A 16,376-nucleotide genomic window follows, 5' to 3' on the forward strand; every position below is an offset into this window, starting at 1 on the left:
GGTCAGGAGGTGCAAGAGTGACATCCGCGGCCATGGCTGGCAAATGCATGGATGTGAATTCTGAGATGAGTGTGCGCCGCCCCACAGTCTCAGGAAGACGGGGTATGGTGAGACGGTAATGACGACATTATTGGCAGACCCCGTCGCGCAGGTTATTGCCACAGCCGAGGAGTTGCTCTCCAAGCGGGCGGGGGCAACCGTTACGTTGGCTGAACCGGAAGATCTCGGTGGCAGCGGGCCCGCGATCGTTATTCGGGTCCGTGCGGTGCAGAACCCTTTCGCGTTGCCGAAGTCCATGGTGATCAAGCAGGTCCCCGAGGGCGGATCCGCTGCCGCCGTGCTTCGCGAGGTTGTGTCGTATCAGTTTGCAAACTCCCTGACGGCCAAGCATCGACCCGGCCCGGAACTGGTTGCCTATTCGATCGCCGAACGGCTCATCGTGCTCACCGACCTGGGTTCCGCGCCGACCATGTCCGAACTGCTCGCCGAGCGCAATCGTGCTGCGATAAACCACGCACTGATGGCGTGGGCGCAGGCCCTGGGACGGATGCATGTCGCGACGGTGGGACGCGAAGGTGACTTTGCTGCGCTACTCCGGCGCATCGATGTCAAGAAGACCGATGTCGACCCGTCACAGCAGCGCATCGGCGGAGCGGAAACCATCGCGCCACTGCAGCAGATCCTGAAGAGCGAATACTCCCTTGAGGTGCCGCCGGCACTGATCTCACGCTTACAGCAAACAGCTGAACTCTTCGCGAAGGGTGGCGTCCGAGCTTTTAGTCCTTCCGAGGTTGCCCCCGACAATATCCTTGTCACCGAACACGGTGTCCGGATCCTTGATTACGAATGGGGCGGTTTCCGGGACATCGTGCTCGACATCGCGCACGCCCTCACCGTTTACCCGGAGTTCCTCGGCGCCGCCGAACGTGAGGAAGTCGCCGAGCTTGACGATGCGATGACCGAGGCGTGGCGCTCCGACATTGTGTCGATCGCCCCGGCACTGGCGGATGACGAGACACTCGCGCGACGCATCCTGGACGCGCGTCTGATGTGGGTGTGGCTCGCCACCCACCAGTACTTCACCGCCGACGTCGACCTCGACGACGATGTGGTGGCCTTCGGTAACCCCGCACCCAGCCATTCCGCGCTCCTCGGGCGATGGATCGCACTCCACGCGGCCGCCGGGCGGGTGGACGACCTCGTCGTGGCCGGCTACGCCGGGGACGTTATCGCCGCGCTGCGCGGCGAGACGCTCTCGGGCAGCTAGCGTTCGGCGCTGCACCTCAAAAGACTCCCTCGCTAGTGCCGACTCGGCCTTGCCGGGCACGTTGCGGATTGCTACTTTCTGCGCATGGGTAGTCGATGGCGGCTTGGCACGCGCCGTTTTGGTTTGCCTGGCCGCCAGCCGAGGTCTACTGAGATTAGAACGGCGGTAGATGAGGTATTTGGTGCCGCACCAGTAGAGGTGTCCTCAGTGCTATCGCTGGTCGACATGTGGGCGCTGCGGCGCGGAAGGCCGATCACGGTTGAGGAAGACCTGCTGCCTGTAGGAGTTTTTGGGCAGTGGTTGTCGTTTCCTGACGGCGACGTGTTGAAGGTCCGGCCAGACGGCCTATCGCGAGAGCGGACTATCGCTCATGAACTTGGCCACATGGTCCTCGGGCACCGGGGGCAAGTGATCACTGATTACGCGACAGCGCGTATGGAGGCGGCTTCACCGCGGCTGGTGGCCTTCATATTGGAGCGGTCGTGCGGTGAAGCCCATGGATGGACCCACGATGAGATCGCTGCGGAGCGGTTTGCAAGTTTGCTTTTGCGCCGTCTGGAACGCGCGAGCGCCAGCGCAGAGATGTTGTCGCGGTACCGCATTAACGACACGCTCTGTTGATCTCGGCTTGTGCCGGTGTTTTCATTTGGTTACCGAATGGCTTGTGCCTTGAATTGCCTGCCGGCTCAGGGTGAGTCGAGATTCGCTAGGTTGAAATGCATCGGCCAGCACCCGGATCCACTCCGCATTCGTCGATGATGGTGGTGCTTGGAGCCACGAAACACCTATGCCCAATGGCGACTGGCCCTGTGCCCACTCAACCACGGCCCGGATATGTCTCGCGCGATCCTGCGGTGGAGCCGCGGCCTCTAGGGGGAGACCCCGGTACTGTGCCATCAAGCTCAGGCCATCCTGAATTTGACCAATCCACTCCGGTACTAGGTCTGTCAGCCTCTTCCCAAACGGCTGCGGCGGTGCTAAGCCCGGAAACAGTCCGATCAGCGCATTCCGCAGAGGCCGCAGCCGTCGCAGTTCTCGGTGCGCCTGATAGCGCAGGGCGAGAGGCGGCCACGTCAGGGCCGATATGGCGAGCACAGCACCTGCCGTGACAGCGCTCGTCTGCACAGTCAGACCGCACCACGCAGGCGGCGGATATCCGTACCACTGGAAAAGTTCAGCGCAGACACCGCGAGTTACGACCGTGATCGCCACCGCAGTACCTGCAGCGCCAAGTAGTCCCAACCCACGTCCAGCGGGCGTGCGGTCCGCACGCCACACGGTGAGTAAAGCAAGGTGCGCCAATACTCCAGCGGCGAAGATGTGGCCGATGAGAGTGGCTGCCAAAAGATTCAACGAGTCACGGCGTGACTCTGTCAGATAGGTGAAGAAGTCACCGCCGCCCGGTGTCGAGACCGTCGAACCGGTTAACGCTGCCACTGCCATCAACGTAATCGCCGCTGCCGTAACAAGTCTCTGGATTTTCTTGCGGCGAGCCAGGCGATCGGCCTGACCACATGCCTCAACAACCAGCACCCATGCGCTGGCCGACGCCGCGACACCAATTCCCCCCGCTGCGTGAAAGGCTTGTATCTGCGGCGGCAACCTGCCCCATATTGGCTCGACATCGCACAGTGCCCACGGCCATATGGACACGGCAAAAAGCGCACCCGCAGCCAAAGGCAGCGAGGGCCGATCCGTATACCAGCGCCAGCACCGGTATAGGACTGCGGGCGCAGCAAGAGTCAGGACGACAAGCTCCGCTGCTTGGCAGTGATCCCAAAACCAACGCATGATCAACTCGCGCTATCTCGTAGCAATGTGGGTGATATCCACTGAAGGCTAGCTTTGGCCGTGTGGCCGTGGGGCGGTGAGCGACACACGATGCCGCACCCACGCGCACGCGGCCCCGATCACGGTCTAGTCACGCGGGCGCGTCGTAGCCGGATGCGGCGCCGATGCATTCCTACGATCGCCGGGTGGCTGATCGCTATGGCACCGATATCCTGTCGAACAACCCGCATGCCCCGCGGCGTCCGCAATCCACCGAGGTCGCGGCGATAAAGGGCTTGGTAGTCGAGGATGCGCAGACGGGGTTCGTGGGCGCCGTCGTGCGAATCGAGTACGGCCGGATGGATCTGGAGGACCGGCACGGGCGCGTCCGCGGATTCCCGGTGGGTCCGGGATATCTCATCGACGGCAAGCCGGTGATCCTCAAAGAGCCGCTGCGGCACAGACCCACCAAGCCGTCCAAGAGTGCATCGGGATCGGTTGCGGTACAGGGGCTTAAGGCTCGCACGGCGTTGGCCAGCCGAATCTACGTCGAGGGCCGTCACGACGCCGAGCTCGTCGAGCAGGTGTGGGGGCACGACCTGCGCGTCGAAGGTGTGGTCGTCGAGTACCTGGGCGGGGTGGATGACCTGGCCGCCATCGTGAAGGAATTCCAGCCCGGTCCGGGGCGCCGGCTCGGGGTGCTGGTTGACCACCTGGTGAAGGGATCGAAGGAATCACGCATCGCCGAAACGGTGCAAAAAGGTCCCTACGGCGAGCACACCCTCGTGGTGGGGCACCCGTTCGTTGACATCTGGCAGGCGGTCAAGCCGGAGCGAATCGGCCTGCATGCCTGGCCCACCGTGCCGCGGGACATCGAATGGAAGCACGGCATCTGCCAGGCGCTCGGCTGGCCTCATGGCACTCAGACCGAGATTGCCGAGGCCTGGCGCCGGATCCGCGGCAAGGTGCGCACCTGGACAGACCTGGAGCCGGCCCTGATCGGCCGTGTCGAGGAACTGATCGATTTCGTCACGCTGCCTGACCAGTGACGGGCTGCACTGAACCCGTCGGCCCGACGTGGTAAGCCTGAGACGTGTCAGACAGCCTGTTCGACGTGCCCGGGGGCGGATTCGACGCGGCCCCTGCGGACGCGCGAGTGGCGCCCAATGCGCCCCTCGCGGTCCGGATGCGTCCCGCGACACTCGATGAAGTGGTGGGGCAGGGGCACCTGCTCAAGCAGGGCTCCCCGTTGCGTCGTCTCGTCGACGGTTCCGGAGCGGCCTCGGTCATCCTGTACGGACCGCCGGGTACCGGGAAGACAACCCTTGCATCCTTGATTTCGGGGGCCACCGGGCGCCGGTTCGAGGCGTTGTCGGCGCTGTCCGCTGGGGTGAAAGAGGTGCGGGCCGTTATCGACGACGCGCGCCGCGCCGCCGTCCATGGCCGCCAGACGGTGCTCTTCATCGACGAGGTGCACCGGTTCTCCAAGACGCAGCAGGATGCACTGCTCGCCGCGGTCGAGAACCGGGTGGTGCTGCTGGTGGCCGCCACCACCGAGAATCCCTCCTTTTCCGTGGTGGCTCCGCTGCTCTCGCGCTCGCTGATCCTTCAGTTGCAACCGTTGGGCGACAACGATATTCGCGAGGTGCTCGAGCGGGCAATCGCCGACGAGCGCGGCCTCGGTGGTGCGGTGACCGTGGACCCCGAGGCGCTGAGCCTGCTGGCGCAGTTGGCCGCGGGCGATGCGCGGCGCGCACTGACCGCGCTGGAAGTCGCCGCAGAAACAGCCGAAGGCGCGGGCTCGGTCATATCCGTCGAAGTGGTCGAGCAGTCGGTGGATCGGGCCGCGGTGCGCTACGACCGCGACGGTGACCAGCATTACGACGTGGTGAGCGCCTTCATCAAGTCGATCCGGGGCTCCGATGTGGACGCCGCGCTGCACTATCTGGCGCGCATGCTGATCGCCGGGGAGGACCCGCGCTTCATCGCCCGGCGGCTGATGATCCTGGCCAGTGAGGATGTCGGCATGGCAGACCCCACCGCGTTGCCGTTGGCGGTGGCGGCCGCCCAGACAGTGCAACTGATCGGGATGCCTGAGGCGCAGCTGACCTTGACCCACGCGACCATCCACCTCGCGACCGCGCCCAAGTCGGGAGCGGTTCCCGCGGCACTGGGAGCGGCGATGGGCGACATCCGCGCGGGGAAGGCCGGGCTGGTGCCGCCGCATCTGCGTGACGGCCACTACAGCGGCGCCGCAAAACTGGGCAACGCCGTCGGATACGTGTACCCGCACAACGACCGCGACGGTGTGGTGGCGCAGCAGTATCCGCCCGATGAGCTGGTGGGCACCGATTACTACCAGCCGACCGATCACGGCAACGAGCGTGACATCGGATCACGGCTGGACAAGTTGCGAGCCATCATTCGGCGTGGGCTGAAGAGATCCTGACGTCTCGGCATACTGGACGGTATGGCTTTACATATGCGTGTGGCCGCGGGTGGACTACTGGCATCGCTCGCGGTGATGGGAGTGCCCGCCGTGGCGTGGGCAGATCCGGAACCCGAACCGGGCCCCGAGCCGGTTCTCGAGGATTCGGGCCCGCCGCCACCCGCGCCGGTTGACCCGTGGGTGGAGCAGTACGGCCGCGACGTCGGAGCGGGCGCCGCCGGTAATGCCGCGGAGGCGGGAGCCGGCATCCTGCTGAGCCCCTTCCTGGGGCCCTTCACCGGCCTCGCCACCGCGCCGATCGGCGGCGCCGTCGACAGCTCGATCCGCGACGCGCCCTAGCGGGTCGCTGGCGGCGCTTGCTGCGATCGGAGTCGGCGCCCGTTCATGTGTCTTGAGCGTCTGTTTCCGGTTAGCTCGGTGCATTGTGACGGAGCAGATACTCAGTGGCGGTACCTCCTGACCTTGGCGTATACCGGCGGTAGGCAGGCGCACCGGTAGGGTGGTCCGGTCAGATTCCCCAGCTACACGCAAGGACGACATGCAGACACACGAGATCCGGAAGCGATTCCTGGACCACTTCGTGAAGGCCGGTCACACCGAGGTGCCGAGTGCCTCGGTGATCCTCGACGACCCCAACCTGCTGTTCGTGAACGCCGGCATGGTGCAGTTCGTGCCGTTCTTCCTGGGGCAGCGCACCCCGCCGTACAACACGGCCACCAGCGTCCAGAAGTGCATTCGCACCCCGGATATCGACGAGGTGGGCATCACCACCCGGCACAACACGTTCTTTCAGATGGCCGGGAACTTCTCCTTCGGCGACTACTTCAAGCGTGAGGCGATCCGGCTGGCCTGGACGCTGTTGACCAACCCGGTCTCCCAGGGTGGTTACGGGTTCGAGCCGGAGAAGCTCTGGGCCACCGTCTATCTCGATGACGATGAGGCCATCGGGCTGTGGCAGGAAATCGCCGGGCTGCCGATGGACCGGATCCAGCGCCGGGGAATGGCCGACAACTACTGGTCCATGGGCATCCCCGGCCCGTGCGGTCCGTGTTCAGAGATCTATTACGACCGTGGCCCTGAGTACGGCATCGAGGGTGGCCCGGAGGCCAACGAGGACCGCTACATCGAGATCTGGAATCTCGTGTTCATGCAGAATGAGCGTGGCGAGGGCACATCTAAGACGGATTTCGAGATCCTCGGGCCACTGCCGCGCCAGAACATCGACACCGGTATGGGTGTCGAGCGCATCGCGTGTCTGCTGCAAGGTGTCGACAACGTCTATGAAACCGACCTGGTGCGGCCTGTCATCGACTGCGTGGCAGCAGTCGCTCCGCGCGGGTACGGGCAAGGCAGCCACGAGGACGACGTGCGCTACCGCGTCGTCGGCGATCACGCTCGAACGGCGGCGATCATCATCGGTGACGGCGTCAGCCCTGGCAATGAGGGCCGCGGCTATGTGCTACGCCGCCTGCTGCGCCGGATCATCCGCTCCACCAAGTTGCTTGGCGTCGAAAAGCCCATGATGGGCGAGCTGATGGCTGTGGTGCGTGACGAGATGGGCCCGTCGTATCCGGAGCTGGTCACCGACTTCGAACGCATCAGCCGCATCGCTGTTGCCGAGGAGACCGCCTTCAACCGCACCCTGGCTTCTGGCTCGAGGCTGTTCGAGGATGCCGCGGAAAAGACAAAAACCGCTGGGAAAGCCACACTGTCGGGCACCGACGCGTTCGCCCTGCATGACACGTACGGGTTCCCGATCGAGCTCACCCTGGAAATGGCGGCCGAGGCCGGGCTTTCGGTGGACGAGAACGGCTTCCGGGATCTGATGAACGAGCAGCGGCAGCGCGCGAAGGCTGATGCCGCCGCCCGTAAGCACGCGCATGCCGACCTGTCGGCGTACCGCGAACTTGTCGACACGGGCCCCACCGAATTCACCGGATTCGATGAGTTGGATTCCCAGGCGACTATTTTGGGCATTTTTGTGGACGGCGCCCGGGTGCCGGTCGCCTCTGCAGGCGCGGAAGCCGAAATCGTGCTGGACCGTACCCCGTTGTACGCAGAATCGGGTGGGCAGATCGCCGACATCGGTTCCATTCGCGGAGACGGGACCAACGCGACATCGCAGGCCAAGGTCTCCGATGTCCAGAAGATCGCCAAAACCCTTTTCGTGCACAAGGTGACGGTCGAATCCGGCGAGTTCGTCGAGGGCGACCAGGTGGTGGCCTCGGTGGATCCGCAGTGGCGTCACGGCGCCACCCAGGGACACTCGGGCACTCATATGGTGCATGCCGCACTGCGGCAAGTGCTGGGGCCCAATGCTGTTCAGGCTGGTTCGCTGAATCGGCCCGGATACCTGCGTTTCGACTTCAGCTGGCAGGGCGCGCTCTCGGAGGCGCAGCGGCAGGAGGTAGAGGACGTCGCCAATAAGGCGGTCGAGGCCAACTACGCCGTCAATACCTTCGTCACCAACCTGGACCAGGCCAAGTCGATGGGTGCGATGGCACTATTCGGCGAGAACTATGGCGACCGCGTCCGCGTCGTCGATATCGGTGGGCCATTCTCGCTGGAACTGTGCGGCGGGACTCACGTGGCGCATTCTTCGCAAATCGGGCCGGTGACGCTATTGGGGGAGTCCTCGGTGGGCTCCGGCGTCCGCCGCGTCGAGGCCTATGTCGGGCTCGACGCGTTCCGGTACCTCTCGAAGGAACGTGCCCTGATGGCAGCGCTGTCCTCCACTCTGAAGGTGCCCTCCGAGGAGGTTCCGGGCCGGGTTGCGACCCTTGTGGACCGGCTCAAGGTGGCCGAAAAGGAGTTGGAGCAAACGCGTTTGGCCTCAGTGAAGGCCTCCATCGCAACGTTGGTGGACAATGCCGAACGCATCGGCAACACCACTCTGGTTGCGCACCGCCTGCCCGATGGCACCGGCGCGGGTGATCTGCGCAGCCTGGTGGGTGACATCCGGGGACGCCTCGGCAGCGACCCCGTGGTGGTGGCCCTGATCGCCGCCGGCGACGGCTCGGTGCCCTTCGTGGTGTCGGTCAATCAGGCCGCTCAAGATGCGGGGCTGCGTGCCAATGACCTCGTGGGAGCCGTCGGCCCGGCGGTGGACGGCCGAGGTGGAGGCAAGTCCGATACGGCACAGGGATCCGGTAAGGATCCCTCCGGCATTGACGCGGCGCTACATGCACTGCGTGAACAGATCCGCCAGGCCTGACCCGGGTGCCTGATAGCGAAGTCCCCATCCCGGATCGTCCTGGCCCCGACGACCCGGGTCGAGGGCGTCGTCTCGGCGTAGATGTGGGCACCGTCAGAATCGGCGTCGCATCGAGTGACCCCGACGGAATTCTTGCCACTCCGGTTGCGACGGTTGCGCGGGATACCAAGCAAGACAGCGATTTTCGCCGCATTATGGAGTTGGTCGAAGAGCTGGGCGTGGTCGAGGTCGTCGTGGGCCTGCCGCGTAACCTGCGTGAGGGAACGGGGGCGTCCGCGCGCGACGCTGCTGGGTTCGCCCGCGAGCTCGGCGAGCGAATCGCCCCGGTGCCGGTGCGCTTGGTAGACGAGCGTTTCACTACTACTACCGCCCAGCGTTCCCTGCGTGAGGCAGGAGTACGGTCTCGTCAGCAGCGCGGCATCATCGACCAGGCGGCAGCGGTGGCCATTCTGCAGGATTGGCTTGAGCAGCGGCGCCGGTGCGGCAGTGAAGGGGGCACGCGTTGAGCGACTGGCGCGATTGGGACGATCGCCAGGAGCCCGACGACGACTGGGGAGGTGGCCGCCGGGCCGTACCGGTGGCGGTCGGACCTCGTCCCCGGGAGACCCGTCGGGAACGAGCGCGACGCAGGGCAGCAGCTCGGCGCCGGCGCAATGCCGGACTGGCGGGCCTGGCACTGGTCGTCATCATCACGGTCGCAGCCGTCGTCGGCGGAGCCACATTATGGGACAGCCTGTTCGGTGCCGACGCCCCTGTGAGCGACTACTCGGGGTCCGGAGTCAAGGATTTCGTGTTCGAGGTGCACCCCGGCGATACCACCAAGGTCATCGGGCAGCGTCTCAAGGACGAGGGAGTGGTGGCCACCCCGAGCGCGTTCACCGATGCCGCGCAAGGCAATCAGTCCATCGCCGCGATTCAGCCCGGCTTCTACAAGCTGCGCACCAAGATCCCGGGTAAGGACGCCGTCGCGCGTCTGGCCGAGCAGGAGAACCGAGTCGGTCTATTGGTCATCCCTGAGGGGCGTCAGCTTGATGATGTCTCCGCGGTGGCCAACGGCGCGGTCACCGAGGGCATCTTCACCCTCATCGCACGTGCCTCCTGCGTGGACCTGGACGAAGACAAACACTGTGTGGCCGCCTCGGACTTGCGGCAGGCCGCCACGACGGCGTCGCAGGCCGAGCTGGCCGTCCCGGAGTGGGCATCCAACGGCGTCAACGCCGTACGCGACGATCATCGCCGCATCGAGGGGTTGATCGCCGCGGGGCGGTGGGACTTCGACCCGATGGCCGAGCCGGAGCAGATCCTGGCATCCCTGATCCGGGAGAGCACGGCGCAGTACCAGCAGCTGGGGCTGTTGCAGGCCGATGCGGCCGGATTGTCGCCCTACGAGGTATTGGTGGTGGCGTCACTGCTGCAGCGGGAGGCCAAGCCCCGTGATTTCGCGAAGGTAGCGCGAGTGGTCTACAACCGGCTCGCCAAGCATCAGAAGCTCGAATTCGACTCCACGGTCAACTATCCGTTGGACCGCCAAGAAATCGCGACCACCGACCGCGACCGGGAAAACAAGACGCTGTGGAATACCTATGTGTCGCAGGGGCTTCCGGCCACCCCGATCTCGTCGCCAAGTCCGGAGGCGCTGCAGGCGGCCGAGCATCCCGAGCCGGGAGACTGGCTGTACTTCGTCACGATCGACGCCGAGGGCACCACGTTGTTCACCGCCGACTACAACGAGCACCTGGCCAATATCGAGCTGGCCAAGAAGAACGGCATCCTCGACAGTGCGCGATAAGCCTCGTGGACGACGAGCATGAGTACGGCTGAGGCTCGCCGTGCCGCGGTGCTCGGATCACCGATCGGGCATTCCCGCTCGCCCGATCTGCATCTGGCGGCCTACCGCGCGCTGGGTCTGACCGATTGGACCTACGAACGTATCGAGTGCACGGCCGAGCAGTTGCCCGACGTGGTGGGCGGCGCCGGGCCCGAGTGGGTCGGTTTCTCGGTGACCATGCCCGGCAAGTTCGCCGCCTTGGAATCTGCCTCGAGCTGCACCGAGCGCGCCCGGTTGATCGGTGCTGCCAACACGCTGGTGCGCGCGGACGACGGTTGGCATGCCGACAACACCGACGTCGACGGAGTCTCCGGGGCACTGCGCGGCGCCGGGATCGATCCCGCGGGGCAGACGGCGGTGATCGTCGGTGCCGGCGGCACCGCGCGACCGGCGATCGTTGCGCTGGCGGCGATGGGTGTGCGGTCCCTGACGGTGGTGGCCCGTGATGCCGCCCGAGCGCAGGGCGCTCTCGAATTGGCGCGGCGGGTGGGTGTGCGGGCGGCGGTGACCGGTTTCGATGATGCGGTCCTGCCGTCGGCGTGCGCGTCGTCCGGTGTGTTGGTGAGCACCGTGCCCGCAGAAGCCGCCACCGCCTATGTGGAGGCTCTGGCGGCGGCTCCGGCGATTCTCGACGTCATCTATCACCCGTGGCCCACCGATCTGGCTGCCGCGGCGCAACGACGGGGATCAGCGGTGGTCGGCGGCTTGGAGATGCTGCTGAACCAGGCGTTTACCCAAGTGGAGCTGTTTACCGGGCAGCCTGCGCCGCGTGCGGCGATGGCCGCCGCCCTGCGCTGAGCACACGGTAAATCCGGTCGTGACAGCCGGTGGTCGTCGTGCGATTCAGACTCGCGATGGAGCATGACCTGCGGGAATCAAATTTGTGGGACGTTTGGTCCCATCAGGTGTTGCGTGGGATGCCGCGTCCCAGTAAATTGGAGGGTGATTCGAGGAGGAAGCAATGCCGCTTTACACCGTCCCCGGGCCGAGTGATTTCGACGCGGAGTACCTGCAGACCCTGCATACGCTGTCCGAAGGCTCGGTGCGCCTGCACTTCGACCCCTTCACGGACATCGACTGGGATGCACCCGATTACCAAATCGATCGCAACGATCCGCGATGGGTGCTGAACCCGGAGCTGGACACCCTTGGCGCCACGCAGTGGTACCGGGATCTGCCGCTCGATCGCCAAATCGAGATCGGCCGATGGCGACTGGCCAATAGCGTCAAAGTGGGGCTTGCCTTCGAGAGCATCCTGATTCGCGGCATGATGCAGTACCTCATGAAGCTGCCGAACGGCTCGCCGGAGTTCCGTTACTGTCTCCACGAGATGACCGAGGAGTGCAACCACATCCAGATGTTCCAGGAGCTGGTCAACCGTATCGGTGACGACGTCCCGGGCATGCGCAAGTGGTTCCGCAGGCTCTCGCCGATCATCGGCGTGGCGGGCGGTTGGGCCCATGTGGTGCTCTTTATCGGCATCCTCGGCGGCGAGGAGCCCATCGACCACTATCAGAAGTCGTTGATCCGCAAGGACGTCGACCTGCCGCCGGCCGTCCGGCGCACGATGGAGATCCACGTCGCCGAAGAGGCGCGGCACATCTCCTTCGCCGGTGAATTCCTGCGCGTGCACATGCCGCTGATGAGCGCGCGCAAACGGGCTCTCTGCACCCTGTTGTTCCCGGTCGTCATGAAGTTACTGGCGAACGAGATCATGATTCCGCCGCGGTCCTTCGCTGCCGAATACGGCATCCCGCGTGAGGTTTTCAAGCAGGCCTTCTGGCGCAGCGCGCACGCTCGCCACACCCTTTCCGAGTATTTCGGGGATATGCGCAAGCTGACCGAGGACATCGGAATGCGACCGTGGTGGGTGCGTCCGCTGTGGAAGGTGCTGCACATCGACGGCCGTCCGTCGCGCTACCGCAGCGAGCCCGACCGTTCACACGCGGGCACGCCGCTAGCGGTTGGCGCCTGAGAGTTCGGCAATCGCCGCCATCAGCTCGGTCTGCGGGTCCAAGGACACGCCCATCGAACGGCCGGCTCCGTCCAGTACGTACCAGACGTAGTTCGCGAGGTCATCGACGATCTCGGTGCGGTTGCGCACGGGTTCGGTTTCCCGCATCCATCGGGAGAGGGTCCCTTCGACCATCGTCACCACCGCGTATGTCACCGATTCGAAGGGACTGTAGTCGATTCCGAGTAGTTCGGTGATCGGGATCAGTACCCCCCGTACGCGTTGCTCCATGCGCACCTTGACGGTGCTGACGGCGTCGACGGCAGGATCCTCGTCGGTGGTGCCGGAGCCCATGAACTCATAGCGATGCGGATAGTCGGTCATCCAATCCAGTACGGCCCGAATGGTTCTGGTGGCGATGTCGTTGATGGAACCCTTGGTGACATCGAGCTGCGACGAGATTGTCGTATCGAAGTCCTGCAGCAGATATGAGCGGATCCGGCGATCGAGATCCTCGCGTCCCTCAAACTGTCGGTACACCACGGATTTGGCCAGCTCTGCCCGCTTGGCGATCGCCTGCACGGGAATCTCGGTGCCGGGCGGCGTTTCATCGAGCAGCGCGACGGCAGATTCCACGATGCGGGTCTGGCGGGCGGAGTTATGCCTTTCCCAGCGGGCCTCATGCCCGGTCAGCGCGCGTTCCTTGGCGTTGGTATCCGGCACCGGCTGAGTCTATCGACCCACTTCCGGCTTGGATGCCACACAGAAGATCCGGCGGAATCCGAACGGTGTCACATCGCCCGAGCGCGGGTAAGCGTGGCGCAACAGTCCGGCGTATTCGTCCTCGAACTCGGCAAATTCCTCAGCCGAGAGTGCCGACACGACAGGTCTCAGCCCGGTGCCGTGCACCCATCGCAGCACGGGGTCCTCGCCCGCGAGCAGGTGCACGTATGTCGTCTCCCAGGCATCTGGAACCAATCCGGCCGAAATTGCCAGGCGCGCATACCCTTCGGCTCCGTCGGTGCTCTCCGTTCCGCGCAGTACCCCGCCCAGTCGCGGTGCCCAACGCGGCGATTCGGCCACCTGGCGCATCAGCGCGTGCGAGGGTGCGCCGAAGTTGCCTGGAACCTGAAATGCCAGCCAGCCGCCTGGATTGAGCTGCTGGGCCCATGCCGCGATGAGCTCGCGGTGTTGCGGAAGCCACTGCAGGGCCGCATTGGTGAACAGCACGTCTACGCCCTCGGCCTTGAAGTCCGCGATATCGCCTTGTTCGAGACGCAGATTGGCCGGCAGATCGACGGGGGCGGTGGCGAGGAGCTCGGCGGAGGAATCCAGTCCCCGTACCGATGCGCTGGGCCACCGGCGGGCCAAGTCGACAGTCAAGATTCCACTGGCGCAACCCAAGTCAACGACGGTTCGCGGAGCCGAGGCCGGCACTCGAGAAAGAAGCTCGTAGAAGGGGCGACTGCGTTCGTCGCCAAATCTGCTGTATTCCTGCGGGCTCCACTGTGTCTTCGGTGTCCTCGTCACTGTTCCGAATCTAGCCTCGCGGCGCTACATTCCCCACATGATTTACGGGGCGGGGGTGGCGGTGTTGTGCTGGATGGCTGCACTGTCGTATTTCGACATCAGGTACCGCAGGCTGCCGAACTGGCTCACCCTGCCCGCTGCCGCAGGGGTCGTCGCGGTGGCGATGTTCGACCGCAGTCCGCCGATGGTGGCGGGTGCCGTGGCGCTGACTGGCGTGTACCTGGTGACGCACCTGCTGTCGCCGCGTGCGATGGGGGCCGGGGACGTCAAGCTCGCCTTCGGCACCGGCGGCCTGTCCGGGGCATTCGGGCTGGACGTGTGGTTTCTGGCGGCGATCGGTGCGCCGCTGGTCACCGGTCTGATCGGCATGCTGCTCCTCGCGTGCGGACGCCGGGGAGTGTCGGTGCCACACGGACCGTCGATGTGCCTGGCGACCGCAGTGGCCGTCGGGCTGTTCGCCCTGATACCGGGTATCTGACAAAGAACCATCCACTGTCCCGATCGATTTGGAAGACCGACGTGCCCGCATGGGACAATGGCTCCCGTGTTGCGCTGGATTACGGCAGGTGAATCGCATGGACGCGCGTTGGTCGCGGTCCTGGAAGGCATGGTCGCCGGTGTCGAACTGACATCGGAGGACATTGGCAGGCAGTTGGCGCGTCGCCGTCTGGGGTACGGCCGCGGCGCGCGCATGGCCTTTGAGGCCGATCAGGTCACCATGGTCGGCGGCGTGCGACACGGCCTGACCTTGGGCGGACCGGTGGCCATCGAGGTCGGCAATACCGAATGGCCCAAATGGGAGACCGTGATGTCTCCGGACCCGGTCGACCCTGCTGAACTGGAGAACATCGCGCGTAACGCGCCGCTGACACGGCCGCGTCCCGGGCATGCGGACTATGCAGGCATGCTCAAGTACGGATTCGACGACGCCCGGCCGGTTCTCGAACGAGCCAGCGCGCGCGAGACCGCGGCCCGTGTGGCGGTGGGCACCATCGCCAAGGCCTTCCTCAAGCAGGCACTGGGCGTCGATGTCATCTCGCATGTCATCTCTATCGGCGACTCCGAGCCGTACGACGGGCCGGTTCCCGGCGCTGCGGACCTTGCCGCCATCGATGCCAGCCCGGTGCGGGCGTTTGACGCACAGGCCGAGTCTTCGATGATCGATGAGATCGAGGCCGCCAAGAAGGACGGCGACACCCTCGGTGGGGTGGTGGAAGTCGTGGTCGCGGGACTGCCTGTCGGACTTGGGTCGTTCATCAGCGGGCATGACCGGCTGGACAGCCAGCTGGCCGCGGCCATCATGGGGATCCAGGCCATCAAGGGTGTTGAGATCGGCGACGGATTCACGACCGCCCGCCGGCGGGGCAGTGTCGCGCATGACGAGATCTACCCGGGCCCCGACGGCATCCTGCGCTCCACCAATCGTGCCGGCGGCCTCGAAGGCGGCATGACGAACGGCCAGCCGTTGCGGGTACGTGCCGCCATGAAGCCCATCTCCACCGTCCCGCGGGCGTTGGCGACCGTCGACATGTCCACCGGCGACGAAGCTGTCGCGATTCACCAGCGTTCCGATGTGTGCGCAGTACCGGCCGCTGGGGTGGTCGCCGAGGCGATGGTCGCACTGGTGGTGGCCCGTGCCGCGCTGGAAAAGTTTGGTGGCGACTCGCTGTCCGAGACGAAGACCAATGTCGGTGCGTACCTGGATGCGGTGGCGCAGCGGGAGCCACGCCAGGAATTTTCCGATGAGCAGCTCGCGCGAAGAGCGGCTAACACAGCGGGATGAGCCCCAAAGCCGTTCTTGTCGGGCTTCCCGGATCGGGTAAGTCCACCATCGGCCGTCGGCTGGCAAAAGCGTTGGACGTCAACGTCTATGACACCGACATCGGCATCGAGACAGCCGCCGGACGCACCATCGCCGACATCTTCGCCACCGATGGAGAACAGGAATTTCGGCGCATCGAGGAATCGGTGATTCGGCAGGCACTTGATCAACACGATGGCGTGGTTTCGCTCGGCGGCGGCGCCGTGCTCACTCCAGGAGTTCGGGAAGCGCTCGCCGGGCATACTGTGGTGTATCTGGAAATCAGTGCCGCGGAGGGGATTCGGCGGACCGGAGGAAGCGTGGTGCGCCCGCTGTTAGCCGGACCGGACCGCGCCGAAAAGTATCACGCCCTAATGTCGCAGCGGGTGCCGCTGTACCGCGAGGTCGCCACCATCAAGGTCAACACCGATAGGCGAAACCCCGGCGCTGTGGTGCGGATGATCGTCTCGCGGCTGGAGAACCCCGAGGGCGGTACAGGACCCGTCTCGTCGCGGCGTCGCCGTCCCCGTCGCCGTCCCCGTTCGCGGCGGCGCACCTCGGGC

Annotated in this window: 13 protein-coding genes and 1 pseudogene; 12 read left to right on the forward strand and 2 right to left on the reverse strand. The window is 65.2% G+C overall.

What is annotated here, in order from left to right; all coding sequences use genetic code 11:
• Positions 1-118 precede the first annotated feature (118 nt).
• From AC5Y5C_RS08095 to AC5Y5C_RS08135, 9 genes are all read left to right on the forward strand, one after another.
• The gene (locus AC5Y5C_RS08095) at positions 119-1,267 is read left to right on the forward strand and encodes a kinase (protein WP_499970843.1); all 1,149 of its coding nucleotides are present in this window, start codon (positions 119-121) and stop codon (positions 1,265-1,267) included.
• A 1,976-nt stretch (positions 1,268-3,243) separates the two neighbouring features.
• Positions 3,244-4,086: a DUF3097 domain-containing protein gene (locus AC5Y5C_RS08100; protein ID WP_499970844.1), complete on the forward strand. Its 843-nt coding sequence runs from the start codon at positions 3,244-3,246 to the stop codon at positions 4,084-4,086.
• 44 nt (positions 4,087-4,130) lie between these two features.
• Positions 4,131-5,486, forward strand: a complete 1,356-nt coding sequence (locus AC5Y5C_RS08105; protein ID WP_499970846.1) for a replication-associated recombination protein A — start codon at positions 4,131-4,133, stop codon at positions 5,484-5,486.
• A gap of 21 nt (positions 5,487-5,507) precedes the next feature.
• Positions 5,508-5,825 carry a hypothetical protein gene (locus AC5Y5C_RS08110; protein WP_499970847.1) on the forward strand — a complete coding sequence of 106 codons (318 nt, stop codon included), beginning with the start codon at positions 5,508-5,510 and terminating at the stop codon, positions 5,823-5,825.
• Between the two features lie 199 nt (positions 5,826-6,024).
• Complete coding sequence (alaS, locus tag AC5Y5C_RS08115; RefSeq protein WP_499970848.1) at positions 6,025-8,700, forward strand: alanine--tRNA ligase; 2,676 nt, start codon at positions 6,025-6,027, stop codon at positions 8,698-8,700.
• 5 nt (positions 8,701-8,705) lie between these two features.
• Positions 8,706-9,206 carry a Holliday junction resolvase RuvX gene (gene ruvX / locus AC5Y5C_RS08120; protein WP_499970850.1) on the forward strand — a complete coding sequence of 167 codons (501 nt, stop codon included), beginning with the start codon at positions 8,706-8,708 and terminating at the stop codon, positions 9,204-9,206.
• Complete coding sequence (gene mltG, locus AC5Y5C_RS08125; RefSeq protein ID WP_499970851.1) at positions 9,203-10,489, forward strand: endolytic transglycosylase MltG; 1,287 nt, start codon at positions 9,203-9,205, stop codon at positions 10,487-10,489. The genes ruvX and mltG overlap by 4 nt, the downstream gene beginning before the upstream one ends.
• Positions 10,490-10,507: 18 nt before the next feature.
• Complete coding sequence (locus AC5Y5C_RS08130; protein ID WP_499970852.1) at positions 10,508-11,326, forward strand: shikimate dehydrogenase; 819 nt, start codon at positions 10,508-10,510, stop codon at positions 11,324-11,326.
• Between the two features lie 163 nt (positions 11,327-11,489).
• Positions 11,490-12,503, forward strand: coding sequence for an AurF N-oxygenase family protein (locus AC5Y5C_RS08135; protein WP_499970853.1), 1,014 nt, complete (start codon positions 11,490-11,492; stop codon positions 12,501-12,503).
• On the opposite strand, the gene AC5Y5C_RS08140 is transcribed toward AC5Y5C_RS08135, so the two are convergent.
• A complete protein-coding gene (locus AC5Y5C_RS08140; RefSeq protein ID WP_499970855.1) occupies positions 12,486-13,205 on the reverse strand; it encodes a TetR/AcrR family transcriptional regulator in 720 nt (239 codons plus the stop codon). The two genes, AC5Y5C_RS08135 and AC5Y5C_RS08140, sit on opposite strands and share 18 nt — an antisense overlap.
• A 9-nt stretch (positions 13,206-13,214) precedes the next feature.
• On the reverse strand, positions 13,215-14,012 hold the full coding sequence (locus AC5Y5C_RS08145) for a methyltransferase domain-containing protein (protein WP_499970857.1): 798 nt from the start codon (positions 14,010-14,012) through the stop codon (positions 13,215-13,217).
• 37 nt (positions 14,013-14,049) lie between these two features.
• Here AC5Y5C_RS08145 and AC5Y5C_RS08150 point away from each other — a divergent pair, with 37 nt between their 5' ends.
• The 3 genes and pseudogenes from AC5Y5C_RS08150 to AC5Y5C_RS08160 all read left to right on the forward strand — a co-directional run.
• Complete coding sequence (locus tag AC5Y5C_RS08150) at positions 14,050-14,490, forward strand: prepilin peptidase (RefSeq protein WP_499970859.1); 441 nt, start codon at positions 14,050-14,052, stop codon at positions 14,488-14,490.
• A 66-nt stretch (positions 14,491-14,556) separates the two neighbouring features.
• Positions 14,557-15,795, forward strand: coding sequence for a chorismate synthase (gene aroC, locus AC5Y5C_RS08155; protein ID WP_499970861.1), 1,239 nt, complete (start codon positions 14,557-14,559; stop codon positions 15,793-15,795).
• Positions 15,792-16,298: pseudogene (locus tag AC5Y5C_RS08160) on the forward strand (shikimate kinase); the annotation flags it as partial. The gene aroC and the pseudogene AC5Y5C_RS08160, both read left to right, overlap by 4 nt.
• Positions 16,299-16,376: the final 78 nt, after the last annotated feature.

The sequence above is a fragment of the Mycobacterium sp. NGS15 genome (assembly GCF_059813245.1).

Bases quoted from the DNA above. Each gene is read 5' to 3' on its own strand.
- alaS (WP_499970848.1), top strand. From the start codon at position 6,025: ATGCAGACACACGAGATCCGGAAGCGATTCCTGGACCACTTCGTGAAG.
- AC5Y5C_RS08110 (WP_499970847.1), top strand. From the start codon at position 5,508: ATGGCTTTACATATGCGTGTGGCCGCGGGTGGACTACTGGCATCGCTC.
- AC5Y5C_RS08095 (WP_499970843.1), top strand. From the start codon at position 119: ATGACGACATTATTGGCAGACCCCGTCGCGCAGGTTATTGCCACAGCC.
- AC5Y5C_RS08150 (WP_499970859.1), top strand. From the start codon at position 14,050: ATGATTTACGGGGCGGGGGTGGCGGTGTTGTGCTGGATGGCTGCACTG.
- AC5Y5C_RS08135 (WP_499970853.1), top strand. From the start codon at position 11,490: ATGCCGCTTTACACCGTCCCCGGGCCGAGTGATTTCGACGCGGAGTAC.
- AC5Y5C_RS08130 (WP_499970852.1), top strand. From the start codon at position 10,508: ATGAGTACGGCTGAGGCTCGCCGTGCCGCGGTGCTCGGATCACCGATC.